This window comes from Buttiauxella sp. S19-1 (genome assembly GCF_022134725.1).
Classification (GTDB): domain Bacteria; phylum Pseudomonadota; class Gammaproteobacteria; order Enterobacterales; family Enterobacteriaceae; genus Buttiauxella; species Buttiauxella ferragutiae.
The window spans coordinates 25,062-48,684 of record NZ_JAHWLU010000010.1; the positions used below are offsets into that span (position 1 = coordinate 25,062).

16 protein-coding genes are annotated in these 23,623 nt (G+C 49.7%); 11 read left to right on the forward strand and 5 right to left on the reverse strand.

The annotated features are described in order from the left end of the window. Positions 1 to 76: 76 nt before the first annotated feature. Positions 77 to 1,045 carry a thioredoxin-disulfide reductase gene (gene trxB / locus MES37_RS04215; protein ID WP_064548261.1) on the reverse strand — a complete coding sequence of 323 codons (969 nt, stop codon included), beginning with the start codon at positions 1,043 to 1,045 and terminating at the stop codon, positions 77 to 79. Between the two features lie 500 nt (positions 1,046 to 1,545). Between trxB and lrp the strand changes: the two genes are divergently transcribed. The 9 genes from lrp (at position 1,546) to MES37_RS04260 (ending at position 15,174) form a co-directional block, all read left to right on the forward strand. Further along, positions 1,546 to 2,040, forward strand: a complete 495-nt coding sequence (gene lrp / locus MES37_RS04220) for a leucine-responsive transcriptional regulator Lrp (RefSeq protein WP_000228469.1) — start codon at positions 1,546 to 1,548, stop codon at positions 2,038 to 2,040. 121 nt (positions 2,041 to 2,161) lie between these two features. Beyond that, complete coding sequence (locus MES37_RS04225) at positions 2,162 to 5,935, forward strand: DNA translocase FtsK 4TM domain-containing protein (RefSeq protein WP_237930128.1); 3,774 nt, start codon at positions 2,162 to 2,164, stop codon at positions 5,933 to 5,935. A 163-nt stretch (positions 5,936 to 6,098) separates the two neighbouring features. Next, a complete protein-coding gene (lolA, locus tag MES37_RS04230; protein WP_064548257.1) occupies positions 6,099 to 6,710 on the forward strand; it encodes an outer membrane lipoprotein chaperone LolA in 612 nt (203 codons plus the stop codon). A gap of 8 nt (positions 6,711 to 6,718) precedes the next feature. Continuing rightward, on the forward strand, positions 6,719 to 8,062 hold the full coding sequence (locus MES37_RS04235; RefSeq protein ID WP_133522495.1) for a replication-associated recombination protein A: 1,344 nt from the start codon (positions 6,719 to 6,721) through the stop codon (positions 8,060 to 8,062). 91 nt (positions 8,063 to 8,153) lie between these two features. After that, positions 8,154 to 9,446, forward strand: a complete 1,293-nt coding sequence (serS, locus tag MES37_RS04240; RefSeq protein WP_064548253.1) for a serine--tRNA ligase — start codon at positions 8,154 to 8,156, stop codon at positions 9,444 to 9,446. A gap of 356 nt (positions 9,447 to 9,802) precedes the next feature. Beyond that, complete coding sequence (dmsA, locus tag MES37_RS04245) at positions 9,803 to 12,247, forward strand: dimethylsulfoxide reductase subunit A (RefSeq protein ID WP_237930129.1); 2,445 nt, start codon at positions 9,803 to 9,805, stop codon at positions 12,245 to 12,247. A 10-nt stretch (positions 12,248 to 12,257) separates the two neighbouring features. Further along, positions 12,258 to 12,875: a DMSO/selenate family reductase complex B subunit gene (locus MES37_RS04250; protein WP_064548249.1), complete on the forward strand. Its 618-nt coding sequence runs from the start codon at positions 12,258 to 12,260 to the stop codon at positions 12,873 to 12,875. A 1-nt stretch (position 12,876) separates the two neighbouring features. After that, a complete protein-coding gene (locus tag MES37_RS04255; protein WP_232886482.1) occupies positions 12,877 to 13,737 on the forward strand; it encodes a dimethyl sulfoxide reductase anchor subunit family protein in 861 nt (286 codons plus the stop codon). Positions 13,738 to 14,025: 288 nt separating this feature from the next. Further along, complete coding sequence (locus MES37_RS04260; protein WP_237930131.1) at positions 14,026 to 15,174, forward strand: MFS transporter; 1,149 nt, start codon at positions 14,026 to 14,028, stop codon at positions 15,172 to 15,174. A 32-nt stretch (positions 15,175 to 15,206) separates the two neighbouring features. On the opposite strand, the gene pflA is transcribed toward MES37_RS04260, so the two are convergent. The 4 genes from pflA to ycaO form a co-directional block, all read right to left on the reverse strand. Then, complete coding sequence (gene pflA, locus MES37_RS04265; protein ID WP_064548243.1) at positions 15,207 to 15,947, reverse strand: pyruvate formate lyase 1-activating protein; 741 nt, start codon at positions 15,945 to 15,947, stop codon at positions 15,207 to 15,209. Positions 15,948 to 16,146: 199 nt separating this feature from the next. Next, positions 16,147 to 18,429, reverse strand: coding sequence for a formate C-acetyltransferase (gene pflB / locus MES37_RS04270; RefSeq protein WP_064548240.1), 2,283 nt, complete (start codon positions 18,427 to 18,429; stop codon positions 16,147 to 16,149). A gap of 53 nt (positions 18,430 to 18,482) precedes the next feature. Then, positions 18,483 to 19,340 (reverse strand): formate transporter FocA, encoded by an 858-nt coding sequence (focA, locus tag MES37_RS04275; RefSeq protein ID WP_064548239.1) that lies wholly within the window; start codon positions 19,338 to 19,340, stop codon positions 18,483 to 18,485. A gap of 406 nt (positions 19,341 to 19,746) precedes the next feature. Next, the gene (ycaO, locus tag MES37_RS04280) at positions 19,747 to 21,504 is read right to left on the reverse strand and encodes a 30S ribosomal protein S12 methylthiotransferase accessory factor YcaO (protein ID WP_064548237.1); all 1,758 of its coding nucleotides are present in this window, start codon (positions 21,502 to 21,504) and stop codon (positions 19,747 to 19,749) included. A 138-nt stretch (positions 21,505 to 21,642) separates the two neighbouring features. Here ycaO and MES37_RS04285 point away from each other — a divergent pair, with 138 nt between their 5' ends. After that, entirely contained in the window at positions 21,643 to 22,335 is a 693-nt protein-coding gene (locus MES37_RS04285; protein ID WP_064548235.1) for a DUF421 domain-containing protein, read from the forward strand. A 161-nt stretch (positions 22,336 to 22,496) separates the two neighbouring features. After that, complete coding sequence (serC, locus tag MES37_RS04290) at positions 22,497 to 23,582, forward strand: 3-phosphoserine/phosphohydroxythreonine transaminase (protein WP_237930136.1); 1,086 nt, start codon at positions 22,497 to 22,499, stop codon at positions 23,580 to 23,582. The last annotated feature ends 41 nt before the right edge of the window (positions 23,583 to 23,623 follow it).

A 23,623-nucleotide genomic window follows, 5' to 3' on the forward strand; every position in this document is an offset into this window, starting at 1 on the left:
ACAACGCAGGCGAAAGAAAGGCGACCTATTCAGTCGCCTTTACGTATCTTCAAACTGCCGGTTAAGGCGGGGAGAGTTACTTATTCTGTTCGGCAAGTCCGTCCAGGTAGCGTTCGGCATCCAGTGCAGCCATACAACCGGTGCCCGCAGAGGTAATCGCCTGACGGTAGATATGGTCCATTACGTCGCCTGCCGCGAACACACCAGGAATGCTGGTTTGTGTGGCATTACCGTGAATACCAGACTGCACTTTGATGTAGCCATTTTCCAGTTCGAGCTGATCGGCAAAGATTGACGTATTTGGACTATGTCCGATCGCCACGAACAAACCTGCAACTTCTAACTCTTCAGTGGTATCGGTGTTGTGAACGTCACGCAGACGCAGACCACTGACACCCATTTGATCACCAGTAACTTCATCTAAAGTCCGGTTGGTGTGCAGCACGATGTTGCCGTTCTTCACCTTTTCCATCAGACGGTTGATGAGGATTTTTTCGGCTCGGAAGCTGTCACGGCGGTGAATCAGATGCACTTCTGAGGCAATATTTGCCAGATAAAGCGCTTCTTCAACAGCGGTGTTACCGCCACCAATTACCGCAACTTTTTGATTGCGATAGAAGAAGCCATCACACGTTGCGCAGGCTGAAACGCCACGACCTTTAAACGCTTCCTCAGAAGGCAGACCCAGGTATCGGGCAGAAGCTCCGGTCGCGATGATCAACGCATCGCAAGTATATTCGCCGCTGTCACCCGTCAGACGGAATGGACGGTTTTGCAGATCCACTTTAGAGATGTGGTCGAACAGGATCTCTGTTTCGAACTTGGTTGCGTGTTCGTGCATGCGCTCCATTAACGCAGGGCCTGTCAGGTCGTTAGGATCACCCGGCCAGTTCTCAACTTCGGTGGTCGTGGTCAACTGACCACCTTTTTCCATCCCGGTAATCAAAACGGGCTTGAGGTTGGCGCGAGCCGCGTAGACTGCTGCGGTGTAGCCCGCAGGGCCGGAGCCAAGAATTAGCAATTTACTGTGTTTAGCGGTGCCCATGAGATCCTCATTGTTCGTTGGCAGACAATCGAGGGATTGTAGGGAATTTGGCGGGTTAAAAAAAGGGTGAACGGTTGGTGTTGGCGATTATGTTAACTATATGTGCAATAGCTGTGTTCAATCAGCCGCGGTGAATATCGCGAAAGCGCATAAAAATCCACCTAAACAGGCTAAATACTCAGGTTGCTAAAGTGATGAATAATCGTCAAGTAGCCCAGATATATGGCACGTTCCACTAATTTTAGATGTTTTGCTTTGACAATCCGCTAAGCATTTGCGAAAACATTCGAGGAAGAAAAACATTTGGTGTGGCGTTTTGAAATATTCACGCATACCTGATGCAAATTTACCGGGTTATTGAAATCTACTCATGGCGTGGACAGACGCCATGAGTGATGTCGCTAGCAGCCGTTGGGCACCGGTCTTCTCACGTACTCCCGGAACAGTGACGTTACCAGGGTTATGGCAGGTGAAGGAAGGAACACAGAGAGACTATAATAATGGTAGATAGCAAGAAGCGCCCTGGCAAAGATCTCGACCGCATCGATCGTAACATCCTTAATGAACTACAGAAGGATGGGCGTATTTCTAACGTCGAGCTTTCTAAACGAGTAGGGCTTTCACCGACTCCGTGCCTTGAGCGCGTGCGTCGTCTGGAACGACAGGGTTTCATCCAGGGCTATACCGCTCTGCTGAACCCGCATTATCTGGATGCATCACTTCTGGTTTTTGTTGAGATTACTCTGAATCGTGGCGCCCCGGATGTGTTTGAGCAATTTAATGCCGCAGTTCAAAAACTTGAAGAAATTCAAGAGTGTCATTTGGTATCCGGTGATTTTGACTATCTGTTGAAAACCCGTGTACCGGATATGTCTGCGTACCGCAAATTACTAGGCGAAACCTTGTTACGACTGCCAGGTGTGAACGATACCCGTACCTATGTAGTCATGGAAGAGGTCAAACAGAGTAATCGTCTGGTTATTAAGACCCGTTAACACGGGCCAGGTGCAAAATCTGCGTATTTTGGTTACACTCCTGGTAATTCATACAGCAACAGTGCCGGGAATGCCCGGCACTGTTGCTCTCCATATTTATTAAGGACCTGGAGAGTCTTACTTGAGCCAGGAATACACCGAAGAAAAAGAAGTTACATTGAGGAAACTCAGCAGCGGGCGTCGGGCATTAGAGGCGTTACTGCTCCTTGTTGCCATTTTTGCCGTCTATTTGATGGCGGCGTTGCTTAGTTTCAATCCTTCCGATCCTAGTTGGTCACAAACCGCATGGCACGAACCTATTCATAATTTAGGTGGAATGCCGGGGGCGTGGATGGCTGACACTTTGCTGTTCATCTTTGGCGTAATGGCCTACACCATTCCGGTCATCATTATCGGTGCGTGTTGGTTCACTTTCCGCAACAGAGATAGCGAAGAGTTCATCGATTATTTCGCCGTTTCTATGCGCCTGATTGGTGTACTGGCGATGGTGCTCACCGCTTGCGGCCTTGCGGCAATTAACGCAGATGACATCTGGTATTTCGCCTCGGGCGGGGTTATCGGCAGTTTGCTCAGCACTGCAATGATGCCCCTTCTCAACAGCAGCGGCGGCACTATTGCGTTGTTGTGTGTATGGGCGGCAGGGTTAACGCTGTTTACCGGTTGGTCCTGGGTCAGCATTGCTGAAAAAATTGGTAGCGCGACCCTGAGCGTGCTCACTTTTGCCAGTAATCGTACTCGTCGGGATAACACCTGGCAGGATGATGACTACGACTATGAAGATGAAAAACACGACGAAGAGCATGCGCCAGATGTTGAAAAGCGTGAGTCTCGTCGTGCGCGTATTTTGCGTGGCGCATTAGCCCGTAAACAGCGTATCTCTGAAAAATTTGCCAATCCAAACGCACGTAAAACAGATTCTGCGCTGTTTTCTGGTAAGCGTATGGACGACGCTGACGATGACGTTTTGTTCTCAAATAACAAAGCGACGCTTCCGGAAGATGACGTCCTGTTTTCTGGTAACAAAGCCACACTGCCGGAAAGCGAAGAGTACGATCCGCTTCTACACGGCCAGTCAATTGTTGCGCCTGTGGCTGCTACAGCCGCCGCGGCGATGGCTAATACGGCATATGCGGCTCCAGTTATGCCAACGGCAACCGTGCCACCGGTTACGGCCCCGGCTCCAGAAGTTGAGTTTTCGCCTGCAATAGCCTGGGAGCCTGCTCCAACCACAGTGACACCAGAACCGGTGATTGCGCCTGCACCAGAGAATTACACTTCGCCGTACGCTGCGGACCAGTACGTTCCGCAACAGGAAGCCAGTCATTGGGCAGAACCTGTTAGTGAGCCACCTGCTGTTGAACCTCCGCATGCGGAACCTGCTTATTTTGAACCATCTTCGGTAGAGCCTGTCACCCAGCCAGAGCCTGTTGAAGAAATAAAACCGGCAGCCCGCCCGCCGCTTTACCATTTTGAAGAAATCGAAGAGCGACGCGCGCGTGAGCGTGAACAACTGGCTGCCTGGTATCAGCCAGTTAATGAACCTAAGCCTGACCCATATGGTTATGATCAAAACCCTGCGTTTGCGCAGACAACGCCTGTTCAAATGCCTCAAAGCAGTACTCCGACAATTCCGCAAGGTGGCTTCGATACGTCACCCGCGGTGCCAACCCCTGGTGCTTCTGTTCCACAGGATGTAAAGGATGTGGCAAAAGTGGTCGGCGTCGCTGCGGCCTTCAGCCCGGTATTTAGCATCGCCAGTGACGCGCCTCGTCCACAAACCAAAGAAGGTATTGGCCCGCAATTACCTCGGCCAAATCGTGTGCGTGTTCCTACTCGCCGTGAGCTTGCGTCATACGGAATTAAGTTGCCTTCACAGCGAATGGCTGAAGAGGAAGCTCGTCGTCAGAATGGCATGGACATCGAAGATGACTATGCTGACGAAGCCGAAGAACTTCAGCAGCATGAACTTGCTCGCCAGTTCGCCGCTCAACAACACCAGCGTTACGGTGAAGAGCATGAAGACGACTCTTTGCAGCAAGATGAGGATGAAGCCGAGCAGGCTGAGTTAGCACGTCAGTTTGCGGCGCAACAGCAGCAACGCTATTCAGCTACACAGCAGCAATCCCAGCAGCAAGAGCCGAATAATGTGCCGTTCTCACTGGATGATTTTGATTTCTCACCAATGAAAACGTTAGTCAACGATGGGCCAAGCGAGCCATTGTTTACGCCGAGCCCGGTTGAAGAACCTGTTCGTACTCAGCCTCAGCAAAGCTGGCAGGCTGTGCAACCGCAAAGTGCGCCACAGCAACAACAGCAACAACCCGCACCGGTTGCCGCACCATCGGTACATGAAAGCTTGATCCATCCTTTCTTAATGAGAAATGGTGATGATCGTCCGTTGCAGCGTCCTACCACACCTTTACCATCTCTGGACTTGTTGACATCTCCGCCAGCAGAAGTTGAACCAGTGGATACCTTTGCACTCGAGCAAATGGCGCGTCTGGTGGAAGCTCGTCTTGCGGATTACCGGATTAAAGCCGATGTTGTGGATTACTCTCCAGGTCCCGTCATCACACGCTTTGAGCTTGATTTAGCACCTGGTGTAAAAGCCGCCCGTATTTCCAATTTGTCTCGAGATCTGGCGCGTTCACTGTCAACCGTCGCGGTGCGTGTAGTTGAGGTTATTCCGGGTAAACCTTATGTTGGTCTGGAGTTACCGAACAAGAAACGCCAGACCGTTTACCTGCGCGAAGTGCTGGATTGCGCCAAGTTCCGTGAAAGTGCTTCACCGTTAACCGTGGTGCTGGGTAAAGATATCGGTGGTGAGCCAGTTATTGCCGATCTGGCGAAGATGCCACACTTGCTGGTTGCCGGTACCACGGGTTCCGGTAAATCTGTTGGCGTAAACGCCATGATCCTCAGCATGTTGTATAAAGCGACGCCTGAAGAAGTCCGCTTTATCATGATCGACCCGAAAATGCTTGAGCTCTCAGTTTATGAAGGTATTCCACATCTGTTGACTGAAGTCGTTACAGATATGAAAGACGCCGCTAATGCATTGCGTTGGAGCGTTAATGAAATGGAACGCCGCTACAAACTGATGTCAGCGTTGGGCGTGCGAAATCTGGCAGGTTACAACGAACGCGTGCTGGAAGCCGAGCGCATGGGCCGTCCAATTCCAGACCCATTCTGGAAGCCGGGCGATAGCATGGAAGTTGCCCATCCAATGCTTGAAAAACTGCCGTATATCGTCGTTCTGGTGGATGAATTTGCTGACCTGATGATGACGGTAGGCAAGAAAGTCGAAGAGTTGATTGCTCGTCTGGCTCAGAAAGCTCGTGCGGCGGGTATTCACCTTGTGCTGGCGACCCAGCGCCCGTCGGTTGATGTGATTACCGGCCTGATTAAAGCCAACATCCCGACGCGTGTGGCGTTTACGGTGTCGAGCAAAATTGACTCCCGTACCATTCTTGACCAGGCCGGTGCTGAGTCACTGCTGGGAATGGGGGATATGCTTTATTCCGGGCCAAACTCTACATTGCCAGTGCGTGTGCATGGCGCGTTTGTCCGAGATCAGGAAGTGCATGCAGTCGTTCAGGACTGGAAGGCACGTGGTCGCCCACAATATATCACCGGTATTACTTCAGATAACGAAAGTGAAGGTGGCGCGGGTGGCGGTCTTGACGGTGATGAAGAGCTCGATCCGTTGTTTGACCAGGCTGTTGCTTTTGTGGTCGAAAAACGTAAAGCGTCTATTTCTGGTGTTCAGCGTCAGTTCCGTATCGGTTATAACCGTGCCGCTCGAATCGTTGAGCAGATGGAAGCTCAGGGAATCGTGAGCCCGCAAGGTCATAACGGTAACCGCGAAGTACTTGCTCCACCGCCATTTGAGTAACCCTGAGCACAAGTGTCGTTGTTGCGGCGCTTGTGCAAAGAAGGGTAAATTACCGGAAAATCAGTTTTTTCTTCTGTTGCACCTGAATATCTCTCAACTAGAGTGGGCAGCAGAAATGCCACAGTGCAGTCGCTTTGTGGTGCATGAATTTTAAGGGATCATAATGAAAAAAATCGCTATTACTTGTGCTTTGTTGACTGCTCTAACAGCTACATCTGTCTGGGCTGATGCCGCAGGTGACCTGAAAATGCGTCTGGATAAAGTCAGCAGTTTCCACGCCAGCTTCACCCAAAAAGTGACCGACGGCAGTGGTGCAGCAGTCCAGGAAGGTCAGGGTGATTTGTGGGTTAAGCGTCCTAATCTGTTCAACTGGCATATGACTCAGCCCGATGAAAGCATTCTGGTTTCAGATGGTAAAACACTGTGGTTCTATAACCCGTTTGTTGAGCAAGTCAGTGCGACCTGGTTGAAAGATGCGACCGGTAATACGCCGTTTATGTTGATTGCACGTAACCAAAGCAGCGACTGGCAGCAGTACAACATCAAGCAAAGTGGTGATGATTTCATGCTGACGCCAAAAACCAGCGCCGGCAATCTCAAGCAGTTCACCATAAATGTTGGGCGCGACGGGACTATCCACCAGTTCAGTGCCATTGAGCAAGATGATCAACGCAGCAGCTATGCGCTGAAAACTCAGCAAAATGGCGCAGTGGATATGAGCAAGTTTACGTTTACCCCGCCTAAAGGCGTGACGGTGGACGATCAACGTAAGTAGAGGTATGAGTGAGCAACCTGTCGCTCGATTTTTCTGAGAATACCTTCCAGCCTCTGGCCGCGCGTATGCGGCCGGAGAACCTCGCACAATACATCGGTCAACAACATCTGCTCGCCTCTGGCAAACCGCTTCCAAAAGCTATCGAAGCGGGACATCTCCATTCGATGATTTTATGGGGGCCGCCGGGTACGGGTAAAACCACGCTTGCAGAAGTGATTGCTCACTATGCTGACGCAGATGTTGAACGTATTTCAGCTGTGACTTCCGGGGTGAAAGAAATCCGCGAAGCCATAGAGCGCGCGCGACAGAACCGCAACGCGGGGCGCCGCACTATCCTGTTTGTCGATGAAGTCCATCGCTTCAACAAAAGCCAACAAGACGCTTTTTTGCCGCACATTGAAGATGGCACCATCACGTTTATTGGTGCCACCACTGAAAACCCCTCGTTCGAGCTGAATTCAGCGCTATTGTCACGTGCGCGCGTTTATTTGCTCAAATCGCTCACCACGGAAGATATTGAAAAAGTACTCGACCAGGCGATGAACGATGCTGCACGCGGTTATGGTGGGCAAAATATTGTTCTGCCGGATGAGACTCGTCTTGCAATTGCAGAACTGGTAAACGGTGATGCCCGTCGCGCGTTGAATACGCTCGAAATGATGGCGGATATGGCTGAAACCGATGCGAGTGGCAACCGTGTTCTACAAATTGCGCTTTTGACAGAAATTGCAGGGGAACGCAGCGCGCGCTTTGATAACAAAGGTGACCGTTTCTACGATTTAATTTCTGCATTGCATAAGTCAGTGCGCGGTTCATCACCTGACGCTGCACTGTATTGGTATGCACGCATTATTACCGCGGGCGGCGATCCGCTGTATGTTGCACGCCGTTTGCTGGCTATTGCCTCCGAAGATGTCGGTAATGCCGATCCGCGTGGCATGCAGGTCGCTATTTCTGCGTGGGATTGTTTTACCCGCGTAGGCCCGGCAGAAGGCGAGCGCGCGATTGCACAGGCTATCGTTTATCTCGCATGTGCCCCAAAAAGTAATGCGGTCTACACGGCATTCAAAGCGGCAATGGCCGATGCACGTGAACGCCCGGATTACGACGTTCCGGTTCATCTTCGTAATGCGCCAACTAAACTGATGAAAGAAATGGGATATGGTCAGGAGTATCGATATGCTCATGACGAACCCAATGCCTACGCATCTGGTGAGGTCTACTTCCCGCAGGAAATGGCACAAACACGCTATTATCAGCCGACAAACAGAGGTCTTGAGGGCAAGATTGGTGAAAAGCTCGCCTGGCTTGCTGAACAGGATCAAAATAGCCCGACAAAACGCTACCGCTAATGCAGGCGTTGCGGTAAGGTTAGCAAGAATATCAATGCGGTTGCAGGCTGTAACCGCACCCCTCCATTAATTCGATAAGCACAGGATAAGCATGCTCGATCCCAATCTGCTGCGTACAGAGCCAGACGCAGTCGCTGAAAAACTGGCACGCCGAGGCTTTAAGCTGGATGTAGAAACGCTGCGCTCTTTAGAAGAGCGTCGTAAAGTATTGCAGGTCAACACTGAAAATCTGCAGGCTGAACGTAACTCGCGATCGAAATCCATTGGCCAGGCGAAAGCGCGCGGGGAAGATATTGAGCCGTTGCGTTTGCAAGTCAACCAGTTGGGTGAAGAGCTGGATGCAGCGAAAAATGAGCTTGATGTCTTACTGGCAGAAATCCGCGATATCGCGTTGACGCTGCCTAACATCCCGGACGATTGTGTGCCGATGGGTAAAGACGACAGCGAAAACGTTGAAATCAGCCGCTGGGGTGAGCCACGTAAATTTGATTTTGAAGTGCGTGACCACGTTACGCTGGGTGAAATGGCTAAAGGCCTGGATTTTGCCTCTGCGGTTAAACTGACCGGTTCTCGCTTCGTTGTGATGCAAGGGCAGATTGCTCGTATGCATCGTGCGCTGAGCCAGTTCATGCTCGATTTGCACACCGAACAACATGGTTACATTGAAAACTATGTTCCGTATCTGGTGAACCATGACACGCTGTACGGTACTGGCCAACTGCCTAAATTTGCAGGCGATCTGTTCCATACTCGTCCACTGGAAGAAGAAGCAGGTGCCAGCAACTACGCGTTGATTCCAACGGCGGAAGTGCCGTTGACTAACCTGGTGCGTGACGAAATTCTCGATGACGAATCTTTGCCACTGAAAATGACTGCTCATACCCCATGCTTCCGTTCTGAAGCCGGTTCTTATGGCCGTGATACGCGTGGTTTGATTCGTATGCACCAGTTCGACAAAGTCGAAATGGTTCAGATCGTGCGCCCAGAAGATTCCATGGATGCGTTGGAAGAGTTGACTGGTCATGCAGAGAAAGTGCTGCAACTGTTGAATCTGCCGTACCGTAAAGTGCTGCTTTGCTCTGGTGATATAGGCTTTGGCGCGATGAAAACCTACGACCTGGAAGTGTGGCTGCCCGCGCAGGACACCTATCGTGAAATCTCTTCTTGCTCCAACTGTGGGGATTTCCAGGCGCGTCGCATGCAGGCTCGTTGCCGCAGCAAAGCAGATAAGAAAACCCGTCTGGTGCATACACTGAACGGTTCTGGTTTGGCTGTGGGTCGTACTCTGGTTGCTGTACTGGAAAACTACCAACAGGCAGATGGCCGTATTGAAGTGCCTGAAGTGTTGCGTCCGTACATGAAAGGGCTTGAGTACATCGGCTAATGTATTGATGTCAAAACATTCTTAATAAGCGCCTTAGGGCGCTTTTTTTATGTCTTAAAAAATCCGAAAATATGCGGATAATCCGCCTTTATTGACTCCAAACAATAACAAATACCTATTAATAAGTATTATTGCCCGAAGAAAGCGAGTGATGATATTTATAAATATTCATTAAAGTCATTTATCATTTGGTTGCCATGGTTTACATGATGTGACGCGGCAAAACCAATCTGCATAACTCTAATTTTCTCGACACTCCTTTCTCTTTTTGGCTGTGCAATGGAGCAGCAGGCCGTTCAATGTCTGCTTTACCGCTGCCAGTTTTTTTTAACTGTGAGCAAAATAAGTAGGTCATTATGACTGAGAAAACCCCTAACGCGATCCTCGCGGCAGAGGTCAGCCGTCGTAAGCTGGTCAAAACTACCGCAATCGGTGGCTTAGCTGCTGCAAGTAGTGCCTTTTCCTTACCCTTTGCCCGAATGGCTTTCGCGCAAACCCCCGATAACACCGTAACGGCGGCAGAAAAAATCATTTGGAGCGCTTGTACGGTTAACTGCGGTAGTCGTTGCCCACTACGTATGCATGTGGTGGATGGCGAAATCAAATACGTTGAGACTGATAATACCGGCGATGATAATTATGACGGCCTACATCAGGTTCGTGCTTGTTTGCGTGGTCGTTCAATGCGTCGCCGCGTTTACAATGCTGACCGACTGAAGTACCCGATGAAACGTGTCGGTGCGCGTGGTGAAGGGAAATTCGAGCAAATTAGCTGGAACGAAGCTTTTGACACCATCGCCAACAGCATGAAAGGCATCATCAAAGAGTACGGCAATGAAGCTATTTATTTGAATTATGGTACCGGTACGCTGGGCGGCACACTGACTCGCTCCTGGCCACCAGGATCAACCTTAATCGCCCGTTTGATGAACTGCTGCGGCGGTTATCTGAACCATTATGGCGACTATTCAACCGCGCAAATTGCCGCTGGCCTGAACTACACCTACGGTGGCTGGGCTGATGGTAATAGTCCTTCAGACATTGAAAACAGTAAGTTAGTGGTTCTGTTTGGTAATAACCCCGGCGAAACGCGGATGAGTGGCGGCGGGGTGACTTATTACCTCGAACAAGCGCGTGAGAAATCCAATGCGCGCATGATTATCATCGATCCGCGTTATACCGATACCGGTGCAGGGCGTGAAGATGAATGGATCCCTATTCGTCCAGGTACTGATACTGCACTGATCTCCGCACTGGCATGGGTCATGATTACTGAAAATTTGGTTGATCAGCCTTTCCTCGATAAATACTGCGTTGGTTACGACGAAAAAACGCTCCCCAAAACTGCTCCAGCGAACGGCCATTACAAGGCCTATATTCTCGGTACGGGGGCAGACGGCGTGGCGAAAACTCCACAATGGGCTTCCAAAATCACCGGTATTCCTGCCGAGCGCATCACACAACTGGCACGTGAAATTGCGACGGCCAAACCGGCATTTATTAGCCAGGGCTGGGGACCACAGCGCCACTCAAACGGTGAACTGGTTTCTCGTGCCATCGCCATGCTGTCAATTCTGACAGGTAACGTTGGCATAAACGGTGGCAACAGCGGCGCGCGCGAAGGATCTTACGACTTGCCGTTTGTTCGTATGCCGACGTTGGAAAACCCGGTACAAACCAGCATCTCGATGTTCCTGTGGACTGATGCTATCGAGCGTGGTCCAGAAATGACGGCGACCCGAGATGGCGTGCGTGGGAAAGAAAAACTGGATGTTCCAATCAAAATGGTCTGGAACTACGCCAGTAACTGTCTGATTAACCAGCATTCAGAAATCAACCGTACCCATGACATCCTCCAGGATGACAAAAAATGCGAGATGATTGTGGTGATTGATAACCACATGACTTCATCAGCCAAATATGCCGATATTCTGCTGCCGGACTGTACCGCTTCTGAGCAAATGGATTTTTGTCTCGATGCGTCATGCGGCAACATGTCGTATGTGATTTTTGCTGATCAGGTCATTAAACCTCGCTTTGAGTGCAAAACCATTTATGAGATGACCACCGAGCTGGCAAAACGCATGGGCGTGGAGTCGCAGTTCACTGAAGGACGCACACAAGAAGGTTGGATGCGTCATTTGTACAAACAGTCTCAGGAAGCTATCCCTGATCTGCCGAGTTTTGATGAATTCCGCCAACAAGGCATCTTCAAGCAACGTGATCCTGAAGGGCATCACGTCGCCTATAAAGCCTTCCGTGAAGATCCAGCGGCAAATCCACTGACCACGCCGTCAGGGAAAATTGAAATTTACTCTGAGCAATTGGCCGAGATTGCTGCGACGTGGCAACTCAACGAAGGGGACGTTATCGATCCGCTGCCGGTTTACAGTGCAGGCTTCGAAAACTTTGGCGATCCACTGGCCGAAAAATGGCCATTGCAGATGACCGGGTTCCACTACAAAGCGCGCACTCACTCCACTTACGGCAACGTCGAAGTATTGAAAGCTGCCTGTCGCCAGGAAATGTGGATTAACCCGATTGATGCCCAGAAACGTGGGATTAAGAACGGCGATATGGTGCGCATTTTTAATGGCCGCGGCGAAGTGAATATCAACGCCAAAGTGACACCGCGCATTATTCCAGGTGTCGTCGCGATGGGGGAAGGAGCCTGGTATAACCCGGATGCTAATAAAGTGGACCACGCTGGCTGTATCAACGTGCTAACCACTCAGCGACCATCGCCACTGGCGAAAGGTAACCCATCCCACAGTAACCTCGTCCAGGTCGAAAAGGCGTAAGGAATAGCTGATGACAACCCAATACGGATTTTATATCGATTCCAGCCGTTGCACTGGTTGCAAGACTTGCGAGCTGGCCTGTAAAGACTACAAAAACTTAGGCCCGGACGTCAGCTTCCGCCGAATTTATGAATATGCGGGCGGTGACTGGCAAGAAGACAACGGTGTCTGGCAGCAAAACGTGTTTGCCTATTATCTGTCGATTGCCTGCAACCATTGTGAAGACCCCGCTTGCACTAAAGTTTGCCCAAGCGGTGCGATGCATAAACGAGAAGACGGTTTTGTGGTGGTAAACGAAGACATTTGTATTGGCTGCCGCTACTGCCATATGGCTTGCCCGTACGGTGCACCGCAATACAACGCAGAAAAAGGGCACATGACCAAATGCGATGGCTGTTATTCACGCATTGCAGAAGGGAAGAAACCAATTTGTGTGGAGTCTTGCCCGTTGCGTGCGCTGGATATGGCGCCGATTGCAGAGCTGCGTGAAAAATATGGTGAGCAAGCAGCCATTGCTCCACTGCCATCAGCACATTTCACGAAGCCAAATATTGTCATTAAACCCAACGCCAACAGCCGTCCTTGTGGGGATAAAACCGGCTATCTGGCAAACCCGAAGGAGGTGTGAGATGGGTAACGGATGGCATGAATGGCCGTTAATGGTCTTTACAGTTTTGGGGCAGTGCGTGGCGGGTGGTTTTATCGTCATGGCGCTGGCGTTGCTGACAGGGGTTTCCGATCGCGCACAGCAAAAGCGTGTGCAATGGACAATGATCGTATTGTGGGTGCTCATGGGCATTGGCTTTATGGCCTCTGTGCTTCACCTCGGTTCACCGCTGCGCGCCTTCAACTCACTCAATCGCATAGGTGATTCAGCGTTGAGCAATGAAATTGCCAGCGGTTCAGTCTTCTTCGCGGTCGGCGGGTTTTGGTGGCTGGTTACCGTCGTGGGTAAAATGCCGCAGGCGATCGGGAAAATGTGGATGATCCTGACCATGATTCTTGGCGTGGTTTTTGTCTGGATGATGTGCAAGGTTTACCTGATTGATACCGTTCCAACGTGGTATAGCGCGTATACACCGCTCAGTTTCTTCCTGACGATGTTTATCGGCGGGCCACTATTGGGTTACTTATTGCTGCGTGTCGCGGGTGTAACCGGCTGGGGGATGCGCATTCTTCCCGCAGTTTCCCTGCTGGCTGTTGTGATCAGTACCGCGGTGGTGATGTTGCAGGGCATGGAACTGGCAACGATTCAAAGCTCGATTGCGCAGGCTTCAGCATTGGTACCGGAATACGGCGCGTTGATGTCCTGGAGACTGCTGGTGTTAGCTGCGGCTTTGGTTTGCTGGATTGTTCCACAGCTCAAAGGTGGGCAGGCGAGCCCCGCAGTGTTGGCATTCGCTTTTGTGTTGGTCATCGCGGGCGAACTGATTGGCCGCGGTGTTTTCTACGGTCTGCATATGACTGTTGGCATGGCGATAGCCAGCTAACCAGCTATCACAATGAAATGCGCCTGCGGGCGCATTTTTTATTTTCGCATAAGAAAATATCATCCAACTCACCATGAAATTTTTCATCCAATCCGCTTCGATTCATAATCCCTGATCTCATCAAAAACAGAGAGATAGCTTTTTCACTCAACGCTTAGTTCACAAGTTGAATAAGTTTTTCAAATCGACAGACTGTGAATCGGGTCAGGCCCCGTCAGCACTGGATTGACAATCATTTTGCTGGTGGCATGATGCGCACAAATTTATTCTCTTCCTCGCGGTTTTTACATGTCCATCTATACCCGGCCAGTCACGCTTTTGCTCTGCGGTCTGATGCTTTTGACCCTGGCAATCGCGGTTTTAAATACGCTGGTTCCACTCTGGTTAGCTCACGAAAATCTTCCTACATGGCAAGTCGGGATGGTCGGGTCGTCGTATTTTACCGGGAATCTGGTGGGTACGCTGATGACTGGCTGGCTGATAAAGCGCCAGGGATTCAACCGTAGCTACTATCTTGCATCGCTGATTTTCGCGGCGGGTTGTGCAGGACTTGGGTTAATGACCGGGTTCTGGAGCTGGATGATGTGGCGTTTCATCGCAGGAATTGGCTGCGCGATGATTTGGGTGGTTGTCGAGAGTGCGCTGATGTGCAGCGGGACGTCGCGTAACCGTGGACGCCTGCTGGCGGCTTACATGATGGTTTATTACGTCGGCACGGTACTTGGCCAATTGATGATAAGCAAAATGCCGACAGATATAGCCAGCGTTTTGCCGTGGATAACTGCATTAACACTGGCCGCGATTCTTCCGCTGCTCTTCGCCCGCATTGTAAACGATCGCAGCGAAAATCAAGAGGCGACTCCCGTATGGCCAATGCTGCGTTTGCGTCATGCGCGCCTTGGGGTGAACGGCTGTATTATTTCAGGGATTGTTCTCGGTTCTCTGTATGGGTTAATGCCGCTGTATTTAAACCATCAGGGTGTCAGTGATGCCGGGATTGGTTTCTGGATGGCGGTAATGGTCAGCGCGGGGATTGTTGGACAATGGCCGGTTGGTCGTCTGGCCGATCGATTTGGTCGTTTATTAGTGCTTCGTGTCCAGGTGTTTATTGTGATTCTGGGTTGCATGGCAATGCTGAGTCACGCCGCAATGGGGCCAACGTTATTTGTTCTTGGGGCGGCTGGATTCACACTCTACCCGGTGGCAATGGCCTGGGCTTGCGAGAAAGTTGAACACCATCAGTTGGTCGCAATGAATCAGGCCTTACTGTTGAGTTACACCGTAGGCAGCTTGCTTGGCCCAACGTTTACATCGATGCTGATGCAAAGCTATTCGGACAGTTTATTGTTTGTGATGATTGCTGGTGTGGCATTTGTTTACTTATTGATGCTGCTGCGCAAAGCGGGGCACCACACTACGCCTGTCGCTCATGCCTGATAAAAATAGACCCTCATGCGAGGGTCTATTTTCTAGTACATCACTTTGTGACCGTACTGTTCCAGAATGCCTTTAACGCGTTCCATGGTCTCTTTCTTCGGTGGATGCACGCCGTCGAGTTTATACTCTTCGCCCATTGCCACCCATTTGTGCTTGCCCAGCTCGTGGTACGGCAACAATTCAATTTTCTCTACATTGCCCATATCTCGCGTGAACTCACCAAGACGATGCGCAGAATCGTCATCGTCTGACCAGCCAGGAACAACAACGTAGCGAATCCAGACGTTAATATTTTTATCAGACAAATAGCGCGCAAACTCGAGAGTACGATGGTTTGAAACACCAACCAGATTCTGGTGAATCTCGTCGTTCATTTGTTTCAAATCGAGCATCACCAGGTCAGTCACTTCAAGCAATTCATCAATGACTGGATCGTAGCGGCGTACAAAACCGTTGGTATCCAGACAGGTATGAATACCTTCTTTACGGCAGGCACGGAACCAGTCACGAACAAACTCGGCTTGCAAAATAGCTTCACCACCCGATGCTGTAACCCCGCCGCCAGAGGCATTCATGAAGTGTCGATAGGTCACCACTTCTTTCATCAGTTCTTCAACGGTAACCTCTTTGCCGCCGTGTGTATCCCATGTGTCACGGTTATGGCAATACAGGCAGCGCATAAGGCAGCCCTGGAAAAAGGTGATAAAACGAATACCGGGACCATCCACGGTACCGCAGGATTCAAAGGAATGAATTCGGCCAATTACTGACATTGCGGTGTTCTCTCCAGTATTGGCTGATGCTCAATGGCATCAACCAGGTTGAGCGCGGTCTTTAAACAGATTGCCGCGTCGAATCAATTTTGCAAGATAACCTAAACGTAGCAGTTATCTTGCAAAATAGGTTCTGACATAAGAAAAGGCCCCACCGAGGTGGAGCCTTTATTCTACGCCTTTTCAGACAAACCGTGAATTACATGGTTTGAGTGAAGGTACGGGTAATAACGTCCTGCTGTTGTTCTTTAGTCAGGGAGTTAAAACGTACAGCGTAACCAGATACACGAATGGTCAGCTGAGGATATTTCTCAGGGTGTTCCATCGCATCCAGCAGCATTTCACGGTTCATTACGTTCACGTTCAGGTGTTGACCACCTTCGATGGACGATTCGTGGTGGAAGTAACCATCCATCAGACCCGCGAGGTTAGTTTTACGAACTTCGTCGTCTTTACCCAGTGCGTTAGGAACGATAGAGAAGGTATAAGAAATACCATCTTTAGCGTAAGCAAACGGCAGTTTAGCAACGGAAGTCAGAGAGGCAACAGCACCTTTCTGATCACGACCGTGCATTGGGTTAGCACCTGGACCGAATGGAGCGCCTGCACGACGACCGTCTGGGGTGTTACCGGTTTTCTTACCATAAACCACGTTAGAGGTGATGGTCAGAACAGACTGAGTCGGGATAGCGTTACGGTAAGTAGTCAGTTTCTGAATTTTCTTCATGAAACGTTCTACCAGGTCAACAGCGATGTCATCTACGCGAGAATCGTTGTTACCGAACATTGGGTATTCGCCTTCGATTTCGAAGTCTACAGCCAGGCCGTCTTCGTCACGAACAGGTTTAACTTTCGCATATTTGATTGCAGACAGGGAGTCAGCTGCAACAGACAGACCCGCGATACCACAAGCCATAGTGCGAACAACGTCACGGTCATGCAGAGCCATCAGAGACGCTTCGTAGCTGTACTTATCATGCATGTAGTGAATGATGTTCAGCGCGGTGACGTACTGTTTAGCCAACCAGTCCATGAAGTGGTCAAGACGATCCAGAACGTTATCGTAGTCCAGAACGTCAGCCATGATTGGCGCTTCTTTAGGACCGATCTGAATTTTCAGTTTTTCATCAACGCCACCGTTGATTGCATACAGCATGGTTTTCGCGAGGTTAGCACGAGCACCGAAGAACTGCATTTGCTTACCAACGATCATTGGGCTCACGCAGCATGCGATTGCGTAGTCATCGTTGTTAAAGTCAGGGCGCATCAGATCATCGTTCTCGTATTGCAGAGAAGAAGTATCGATGGAAACTTTAGCGGCGAATTTCTTGAAGTTCAGTGGCAGTTTTTCAGACCACAGAATAGTGATGTTCGGCTCCGGAGACGGCCCCATGGTGTACAGGGTGTTCAGGAAACGGAAGCTAGATTTAGTAACCAGAGTACGACCATCTACACCCATACCGGCGATAGATTCGGTCGCCCAGATTGGGTCACCAGAGAACAGCTCATCATACTCAGGGGTACGCAGGAAGCGAACCATACGCAGTTTCATGACCAGGTGGTCAATCATTTCCTGTGCTTCAAGCTCGGTGATTTTACCAGCTTTCAGGTCACGTTCGATGAAGGCATCCAGGAAGGTGGATACACGACCGAAGGACATTGCAGCGCCGTTCTGAGATTTAACCGCAGCCAGGTAGCCGAAGTAAGTCCACTGAATAGCTTCTTGAGCATTTTTAGCAGGACCAGAGATATCGCAGCCATATTTAGCAGCCATTTCTTTGATCTGGCCCAGAGCACGGTGTTGCTCGGAGATTTCTTCACGCAGACGAATTGTTGCTTCCAGGTCTTCGCCGTTTTCCAGTTTGCTCTGCAGAGAGTTGAACTGAGCGAATTTGTCTTTCATCAGGAAGTCGATGCCGTACAGTGCTACGCGACGGTAATCACCGATGATACGACCACGGCCATAAGCATCCGGCAGACCGGTGATTACGCCTGATTTACGGCAGTTCAGGATGTCTTTGGTATAAACGTCAAACACACCCTGGTTGTGGGTTTTGCGGTATTCGGTGAAGATCTTCTTAAGCATTGGGTCAAGTTCACGACCGTATACTTTGCAAGAACCTTCAACCATTTTGATGCCACCAAACGGAATAATTGCACGTTTCAGTGGAGCATCAGTCTGCAGGCCCACGATAGTTTCGAGGGACTTGTTGATGTAACCAGCATCATGAGAGGTGATGGTGGAAGCGAGGTCAGTATCGAAGTCAACAGGCGCGTGAGTGCGGTTTTCCTGTTTAACGCCTTCCATGACGTTGTCCCACAATGTGGTAGTTGCTTCAGTAGCACCTGCCAGGAAGGACTCGTCACCCTCGTAAGGGGTGTAGTTTTTCTGAATAAAGTCACGCACGTTGACTTCATTCTGCCAGTCACCTTTGGCAAAACCTTCCCAGGCTGTGGCTAACTTCTCATTAAGCTCGGACATTTAACACCTACCTTCTAATGTGGATTTCTTATTCCCTACACGACGGCTAGCACTTAGTGCTTATCACCACCGCGTAGATAAATTACCCAGTACGTCAACCCAACCAGTACGCCGCCACCGATAATGTTCCCAATAGTCACTGGGATCAGGTTATCTGTGATGAAGTTCAATACGGTCAAGTGAGTGAAATTGTCCGGAGACGACCCAACTGCGGTCCAGAATTCCGGGCTTGCAAAGTTGCGTACTACGATACCCAAAGGGATCAAGAACATGTTTGCGATACTGTGCTCAAAACCACTAGCAACAAACATGGCGACCGGGAGAATCATAGCAAACATCTTGTCCATCAAACTGCGACCCGAGTAGCTCATCCAGACAGCCAGACAGACCATCAGGTTAGCCAAAATACCCAGGCACACAGCTTCAATAAAGGTGTGGTGCATTTTATGGTCTGCGGTTTGAAGCACATTCAGACCCCACGCACCGTTTGCTGTCATGTACATACCTGACAACCAAATCAACACCACGAACATCAAAGCACCGAACAGGTTACCGATGTAAACGTTGACCCAGTTCTTCGCGAGTTGACCCCAGGTGATACGGCCACTGGCTTTAGCAACAACAATCAACACGGTAGAAGTGAAGAGGTCGGCACCGCAGACAACGCACAGGATAAGCCCTAAGGAGAAGCAAGTACCGCCAATCAGCTTCGCAATCCCAAACGGAATGGTCGAAGTACCGGTGGTCGCAGTGATGTAAAAGACAAAGGCAATCGAGATGAACATCCCCGCCGTGATCGCTAAATAAAACGTGGTCAGCGGGTGCTTTGTTGCTTTATAGACGCCAGCGTCTTCGGCGACTTTCGCCATAGCGGCTGGGAGCAATAGATCAAAAGGGTTGTCAGCTTTCACACTAACTCTCTCTTATTTAATTCGGCGACGAGATACTAACAAAGCATTATAGAGTAAAATTTGATATGGATCATATCTCGCCAAGCTTATAGGCCTGATAAAAGCAGGTGTTTACCTGATTTTCAGTTTAAGTTGTTGATACTTTTGATAAAAATAAAGTTTAAAATTTATAATGTAATTTGATATTTAGCCTCAACGCTCCTGTGTCGGGGTAATTAGAATGGAGTATTTCTATAATTTGGCAACATTATTTGTAGTTTAATATAATAATATTTCACCAATATTTAACTATTGAGTCACAAATGAAATTATTACGCTGCCAATAAAAACACGGGGCAATAAAAATCGCCCCGTAATATAGCGTAAACATTATGGTTTACGCACCTTTGAGTTTAGTTTTGTTACTTTATTTCCAGAAAGCCGCTTTTGCGCGTTGCAGTTTTTCATACGCCGCTAACAACGCCTGATGGGCAGGGAACGCTTTCAAATCGCTATCTACAGCTTGCAGGCCATAGAATGGCGCTTCACCACTCAGAGCAGCACTTGCCGCTTCTACTGTTTCTGCGCCGTACATACGCACGAAGGCATTCAGATATTGCAGCGGTTGGCGGTCTTCTTCCATCGCCAGTAGCAGCAGGGTTTGCAGGCAGCGATAGTAGTTCGCACGCTCAGGGCTGAAAATAGACGCGTTGAATTCCATCGTCCATTCCGTCCAGATAAGCGCTTGTTCGGTGTCACCGCCAGCCAGTGCCAGCATGGCTTTCAATTCACCAATACGCAGCGTATACCAGCCATTGTCTTTACCTGTCGCCAGACCAAGCAGCTCGCGGACACGGGTGAAATCATCGTGGCCTTCTTCATCTAACTGAGAAATCAGATCGAGATAATCTTGCTTCTCCCACTCACTGCCTGGTAATGACAGAATGGTGTCACGCAAGTGATAGCCCATACTGTTGTTAGCCAGCAGCAGATCTTCGGCAGGATAAATATCGGACATACCAGGAACGATGATGCGGCAAGCGTAAACATCAAGATGCTGGTAGTCAGCGATATAAACTTCCTGGTCTTCTGCATTAAAGATTGCCATCAATGTGGCAAATTCTTCTTCTGTGGTTCCAGAGAAGCTCCAGTCAACAAATGGATAGTCGGCATCTTGCTTGAACATATCCCAGGAGATCAGACCGCTGGAGTCGATAAAGTGAGTTTCGAGATTGGCATGCTCGGCAACTTCTTCGTCATCAAAGGTCGGAGGAGTGAAGACATCCAGATCTTTAAGGCCACGCCCCTGCAGCAGTTCAGTCACGGTACGTTCCAGCGCAACACCAAAATCAGGGTGGGCACCGAACGACGCAAAACACGTGCCGTTTGCTGGGTTGAATAACACCACGCAAATAACCGGATATTTGCCACCTAATGAACCGTCATACGCGAAGATTGGGAATCCTTCAGCTTCCAGAGTGGCGATGGATTCGACCACGCCAGGATAGCGAGCCAGCACTTCCTGCGGGATTTCCGGCAGGCTAATGCTTTCCGCGATAATGCGATTTTTAATGTAACGCTCAAAAACTTCTGAAAGTCCCTGAACACGGGCTTCGTTTGCGGTGTTCCCTGCAGACATCCCATTAGAAACATACAAGTTCCCGATGATGTTCATCGGAATATAAACGGTTTCTTGATCGGATTGACGGGTAAACGGCAGTGCGCAGATGCCGCGCTCTTCATTGCCGGATTGCAGATCAATCAGCATACCTGCGGTGACTTCGTTCTCAGGATCGTAAAACGCGCGCAGACGATCGTCGAGAATGCCTTCCGGCAGTTGCTCATCTTCAGGAATTGGGAACCACTTCTCGTTTGGATAATGCACAAACGGGCCATTGGCGATGGTTTTACCTAACCAGAAATCAGCAAAGAAATAGTTAGTCGACAAACGCTCGAAATATTCGCCCAGCGCTGAAGCCAAAGCGGCTTTTTTAGTCGCGCCTTTACCATTGGTAAAGCACAGCGCGCTGTCTTTATCACGGATATGCACTGACCAGACGTTTGGCACAGGGTTTAACCAGGAAGCTTCTTCTATATTAAAGCCAAGATCGGCGAGCTTGGTCTGGAAGCGAGCGATGGAATCTTCCAGTGCGGCATCTTTGCCAGGAATAAAGGTTTGAGTCATGAGGTTTCACTTTTGTCGTACGCAAAGCGCGCAATGATACGGGTTTTAGCCGACTGACACCATTGTCAGCAGCCAGCAGGCGGCGATAGCATAACAGGCTATGCTTACTGTCAGTAACCCACTGTAATGGCGGTAAAAATGAAGAGCTTTGATCTTCAACGTATGGCATTAAACGACGTCCCACTCGATTTTCTCTGGGAGGTCGCTTTTCGTAGCCTCTATACCTTTATATTAGTGTTCCTGTTTTTAAAGATAACGGGGCGGCGTGGCGTTCGGCAGATGTCGTTGTTTGAAGTGTTGATAATCTTAACGCTTGGCTCGGCGGCAGGCGATGTGGCGTTTTATCATGACGTACCGATGCTACCTGTGTTGATTGTTTTCGTCACATTGGGGCTGCTTTATCGTCTGGTGATGTGGCTGATGAGCCACAGTGAAAAACTTGAAAACCTGTTTGAAGGAAAACCTTCCGTCATTATCGAAGAGGGGGAGTTTTCCTGGGAAAAAATGAAGTCGCAAAACATGACTGAATTTGAGTTTTTTATGGAGCTACGCTTGCTGGGCGTAGAGCATCTCGGGCAAGTTCGTCTGGCGATACTTGAAACCAACGGCCAGATAAGCGTCTATTTCTTTCCTGATAAACTCGTCAGGCCGGGTTTACCGATTTTGCCTGAGCACTGCTGCGAACGGTTTATTAAAATGCCGGAAGATGCGGATTATGCCTGTATCCATTGCAGTGAAGTCGTGGCGTTGAATGCAAATGATGAAATTGCTTGCCCGCGCTGTGCTCATAAAGTTTGGGTTAAGGCCAGTACCGCCACGCGAGTGACCTGACGGGCATTTATCGGGTGTTTAATTCATCGATTAGATGAATCTGTTGTGTGATTTTGCGCACATTCCCGCAGCGCACCTGATTAACCATTGCAGCCTCCGCGAGTGAATGATAAAACCGATACCGTGAAAAAATCTTATTGCTCTTAGCGTGGTGAGGGGAAATGACTCAGGTATACAATTTTAGTTCCGGCCCGGCGATGCTACCGGCTGAAGTGCTTCGTCGTGCGCAAAGTGAACTCTGCGACTGGCAAGGCTTAGGCACCTCCGTAATGGAGATTAGCCACCGTGGTAAAGAGTTTATTCAGGTAGCTGAAGAAGCTGAAAAAGATTTTCGCTTTCTGCTGCAAATCCCCTCGAACTACAAAGTTTTGTTCTGTCACGGTGGCGGTCGCGGCCAATTCGCTGGTGTACCTTTAAACCTGCTGGGTGACAAAACTAGCGCTGACTATGTTGATGGCGGCTATTGGGCGAGTAGTGCAGTAAAAGAAGCGCACAAATACTGCACGCCAAATGTTATTGATGCGAAAGTGACAGTTGATGGCCTGCGCGCGCTCAAACCGATGAGCGAGTGGCAGGTTTCTGAAGATAGTGCCTACTTGCACTATTGCCCGAATGAAACCATCGACGGCATCGCAACTCACGAAATGCCAGACTTTGGCGATAAGGTTGTGGTTGCCGATTTCTCATCCTCGATTTTGTCGCACTCGCTCGACATTAGCCGTTTCGGCGTAATTTACGCTGGTGCTCAGAAAAACATCGGTCCAGCCGGTTTGACGTTGGTTATCGTGCGTGAAGATTTGCTCGGCAAGGCGCATAAAGCGTGCCCGTCAATTCTTGACTACACCGTGCTTAATGAAAACGATTCCATGTTTAATACCCCACCAACATTCGCCTGGTATCTTTCTGGTCTGGTCTTTAAATGGCTGAAGGAACAAGGTGGTGTGGAAGTCATGGACAAAATTAACCGTGAGAAAGCGAGCCTGTTATACGGTGTGATTGATAAAAGCGATTTTTATCGTAACGATGTTGCTCCGGCCAACCGTTCGCGCATGAATGTCCCATTCCAGTTGGCTGATAGCGCGCTTGATAAACTCTTCCTCGAAGAGTCGTTTGCTGCAGGTCTACACGCATTGAAAGGCCACCGTGTTGTAGGCGGAATGCGTGCTTCTATCTACAATGCGATGCCACTCGAAGGTGTTAAAGCGTTAACTAACTTCATGATCGACTTTGAGCGTCGCCACGGTTAATTGCTGCTCGTTGTTATTCTCCCCGCGGCATGGTTCGCGGG

What these genes read in the sequence shown, in the direction of transcription:
- MES37_RS04250 (WP_064548249.1), top strand. Translation starts at nt 12,258, where the DNA reads ATGACAACCCAATACGGATTTTATATCGATTCCAGCCGTTGCACTGGT.
- serS (WP_064548253.1), top strand. Translation starts at nt 8,154, where the DNA reads ATGCTCGATCCCAATCTGCTGCGTACAGAGCCAGACGCAGTCGCTGAA.
- pflB (WP_064548240.1), bottom strand. Translation starts at nt 18,429, where the DNA reads ATGTCCGAGCTTAATGAGAAGTTAGCCACAGCCTGGGAAGGTTTTGCC.
- ycaO (WP_064548237.1), bottom strand. Translation starts at nt 21,504, where the DNA reads ATGACTCAAACCTTTATTCCTGGCAAAGATGCCGCACTGGAAGATTCC.
- lrp (WP_000228469.1), top strand. Translation starts at nt 1,546, where the DNA reads ATGGTAGATAGCAAGAAGCGCCCTGGCAAAGATCTCGACCGCATCGAT.
- MES37_RS04255 (WP_232886482.1), top strand. Translation starts at nt 12,877, where the DNA reads ATGGGTAACGGATGGCATGAATGGCCGTTAATGGTCTTTACAGTTTTG.
- MES37_RS04285 (WP_064548235.1), top strand. Translation starts at nt 21,643, where the DNA reads ATGAAGAGCTTTGATCTTCAACGTATGGCATTAAACGACGTCCCACTC.
- MES37_RS04260 (WP_237930131.1), top strand. Translation starts at nt 14,026, where the DNA reads ATGTCCATCTATACCCGGCCAGTCACGCTTTTGCTCTGCGGTCTGATG.
- trxB (WP_064548261.1), bottom strand. Translation starts at nt 1,045, where the DNA reads ATGGGCACCGCTAAACACAGTAAATTGCTAATTCTTGGCTCCGGCCCT.
- pflA (WP_064548243.1), bottom strand. Translation starts at nt 15,947, where the DNA reads ATGTCAGTAATTGGCCGAATTCATTCCTTTGAATCCTGCGGTACCGTG.
- lolA (WP_064548257.1), top strand. Translation starts at nt 6,099, where the DNA reads ATGAAAAAAATCGCTATTACTTGTGCTTTGTTGACTGCTCTAACAGCT.
- dmsA (WP_237930129.1), top strand. Translation starts at nt 9,803, where the DNA reads ATGACTGAGAAAACCCCTAACGCGATCCTCGCGGCAGAGGTCAGCCGT.
- serC (WP_237930136.1), top strand. Translation starts at nt 22,497, where the DNA reads ATGACTCAGGTATACAATTTTAGTTCCGGCCCGGCGATGCTACCGGCT.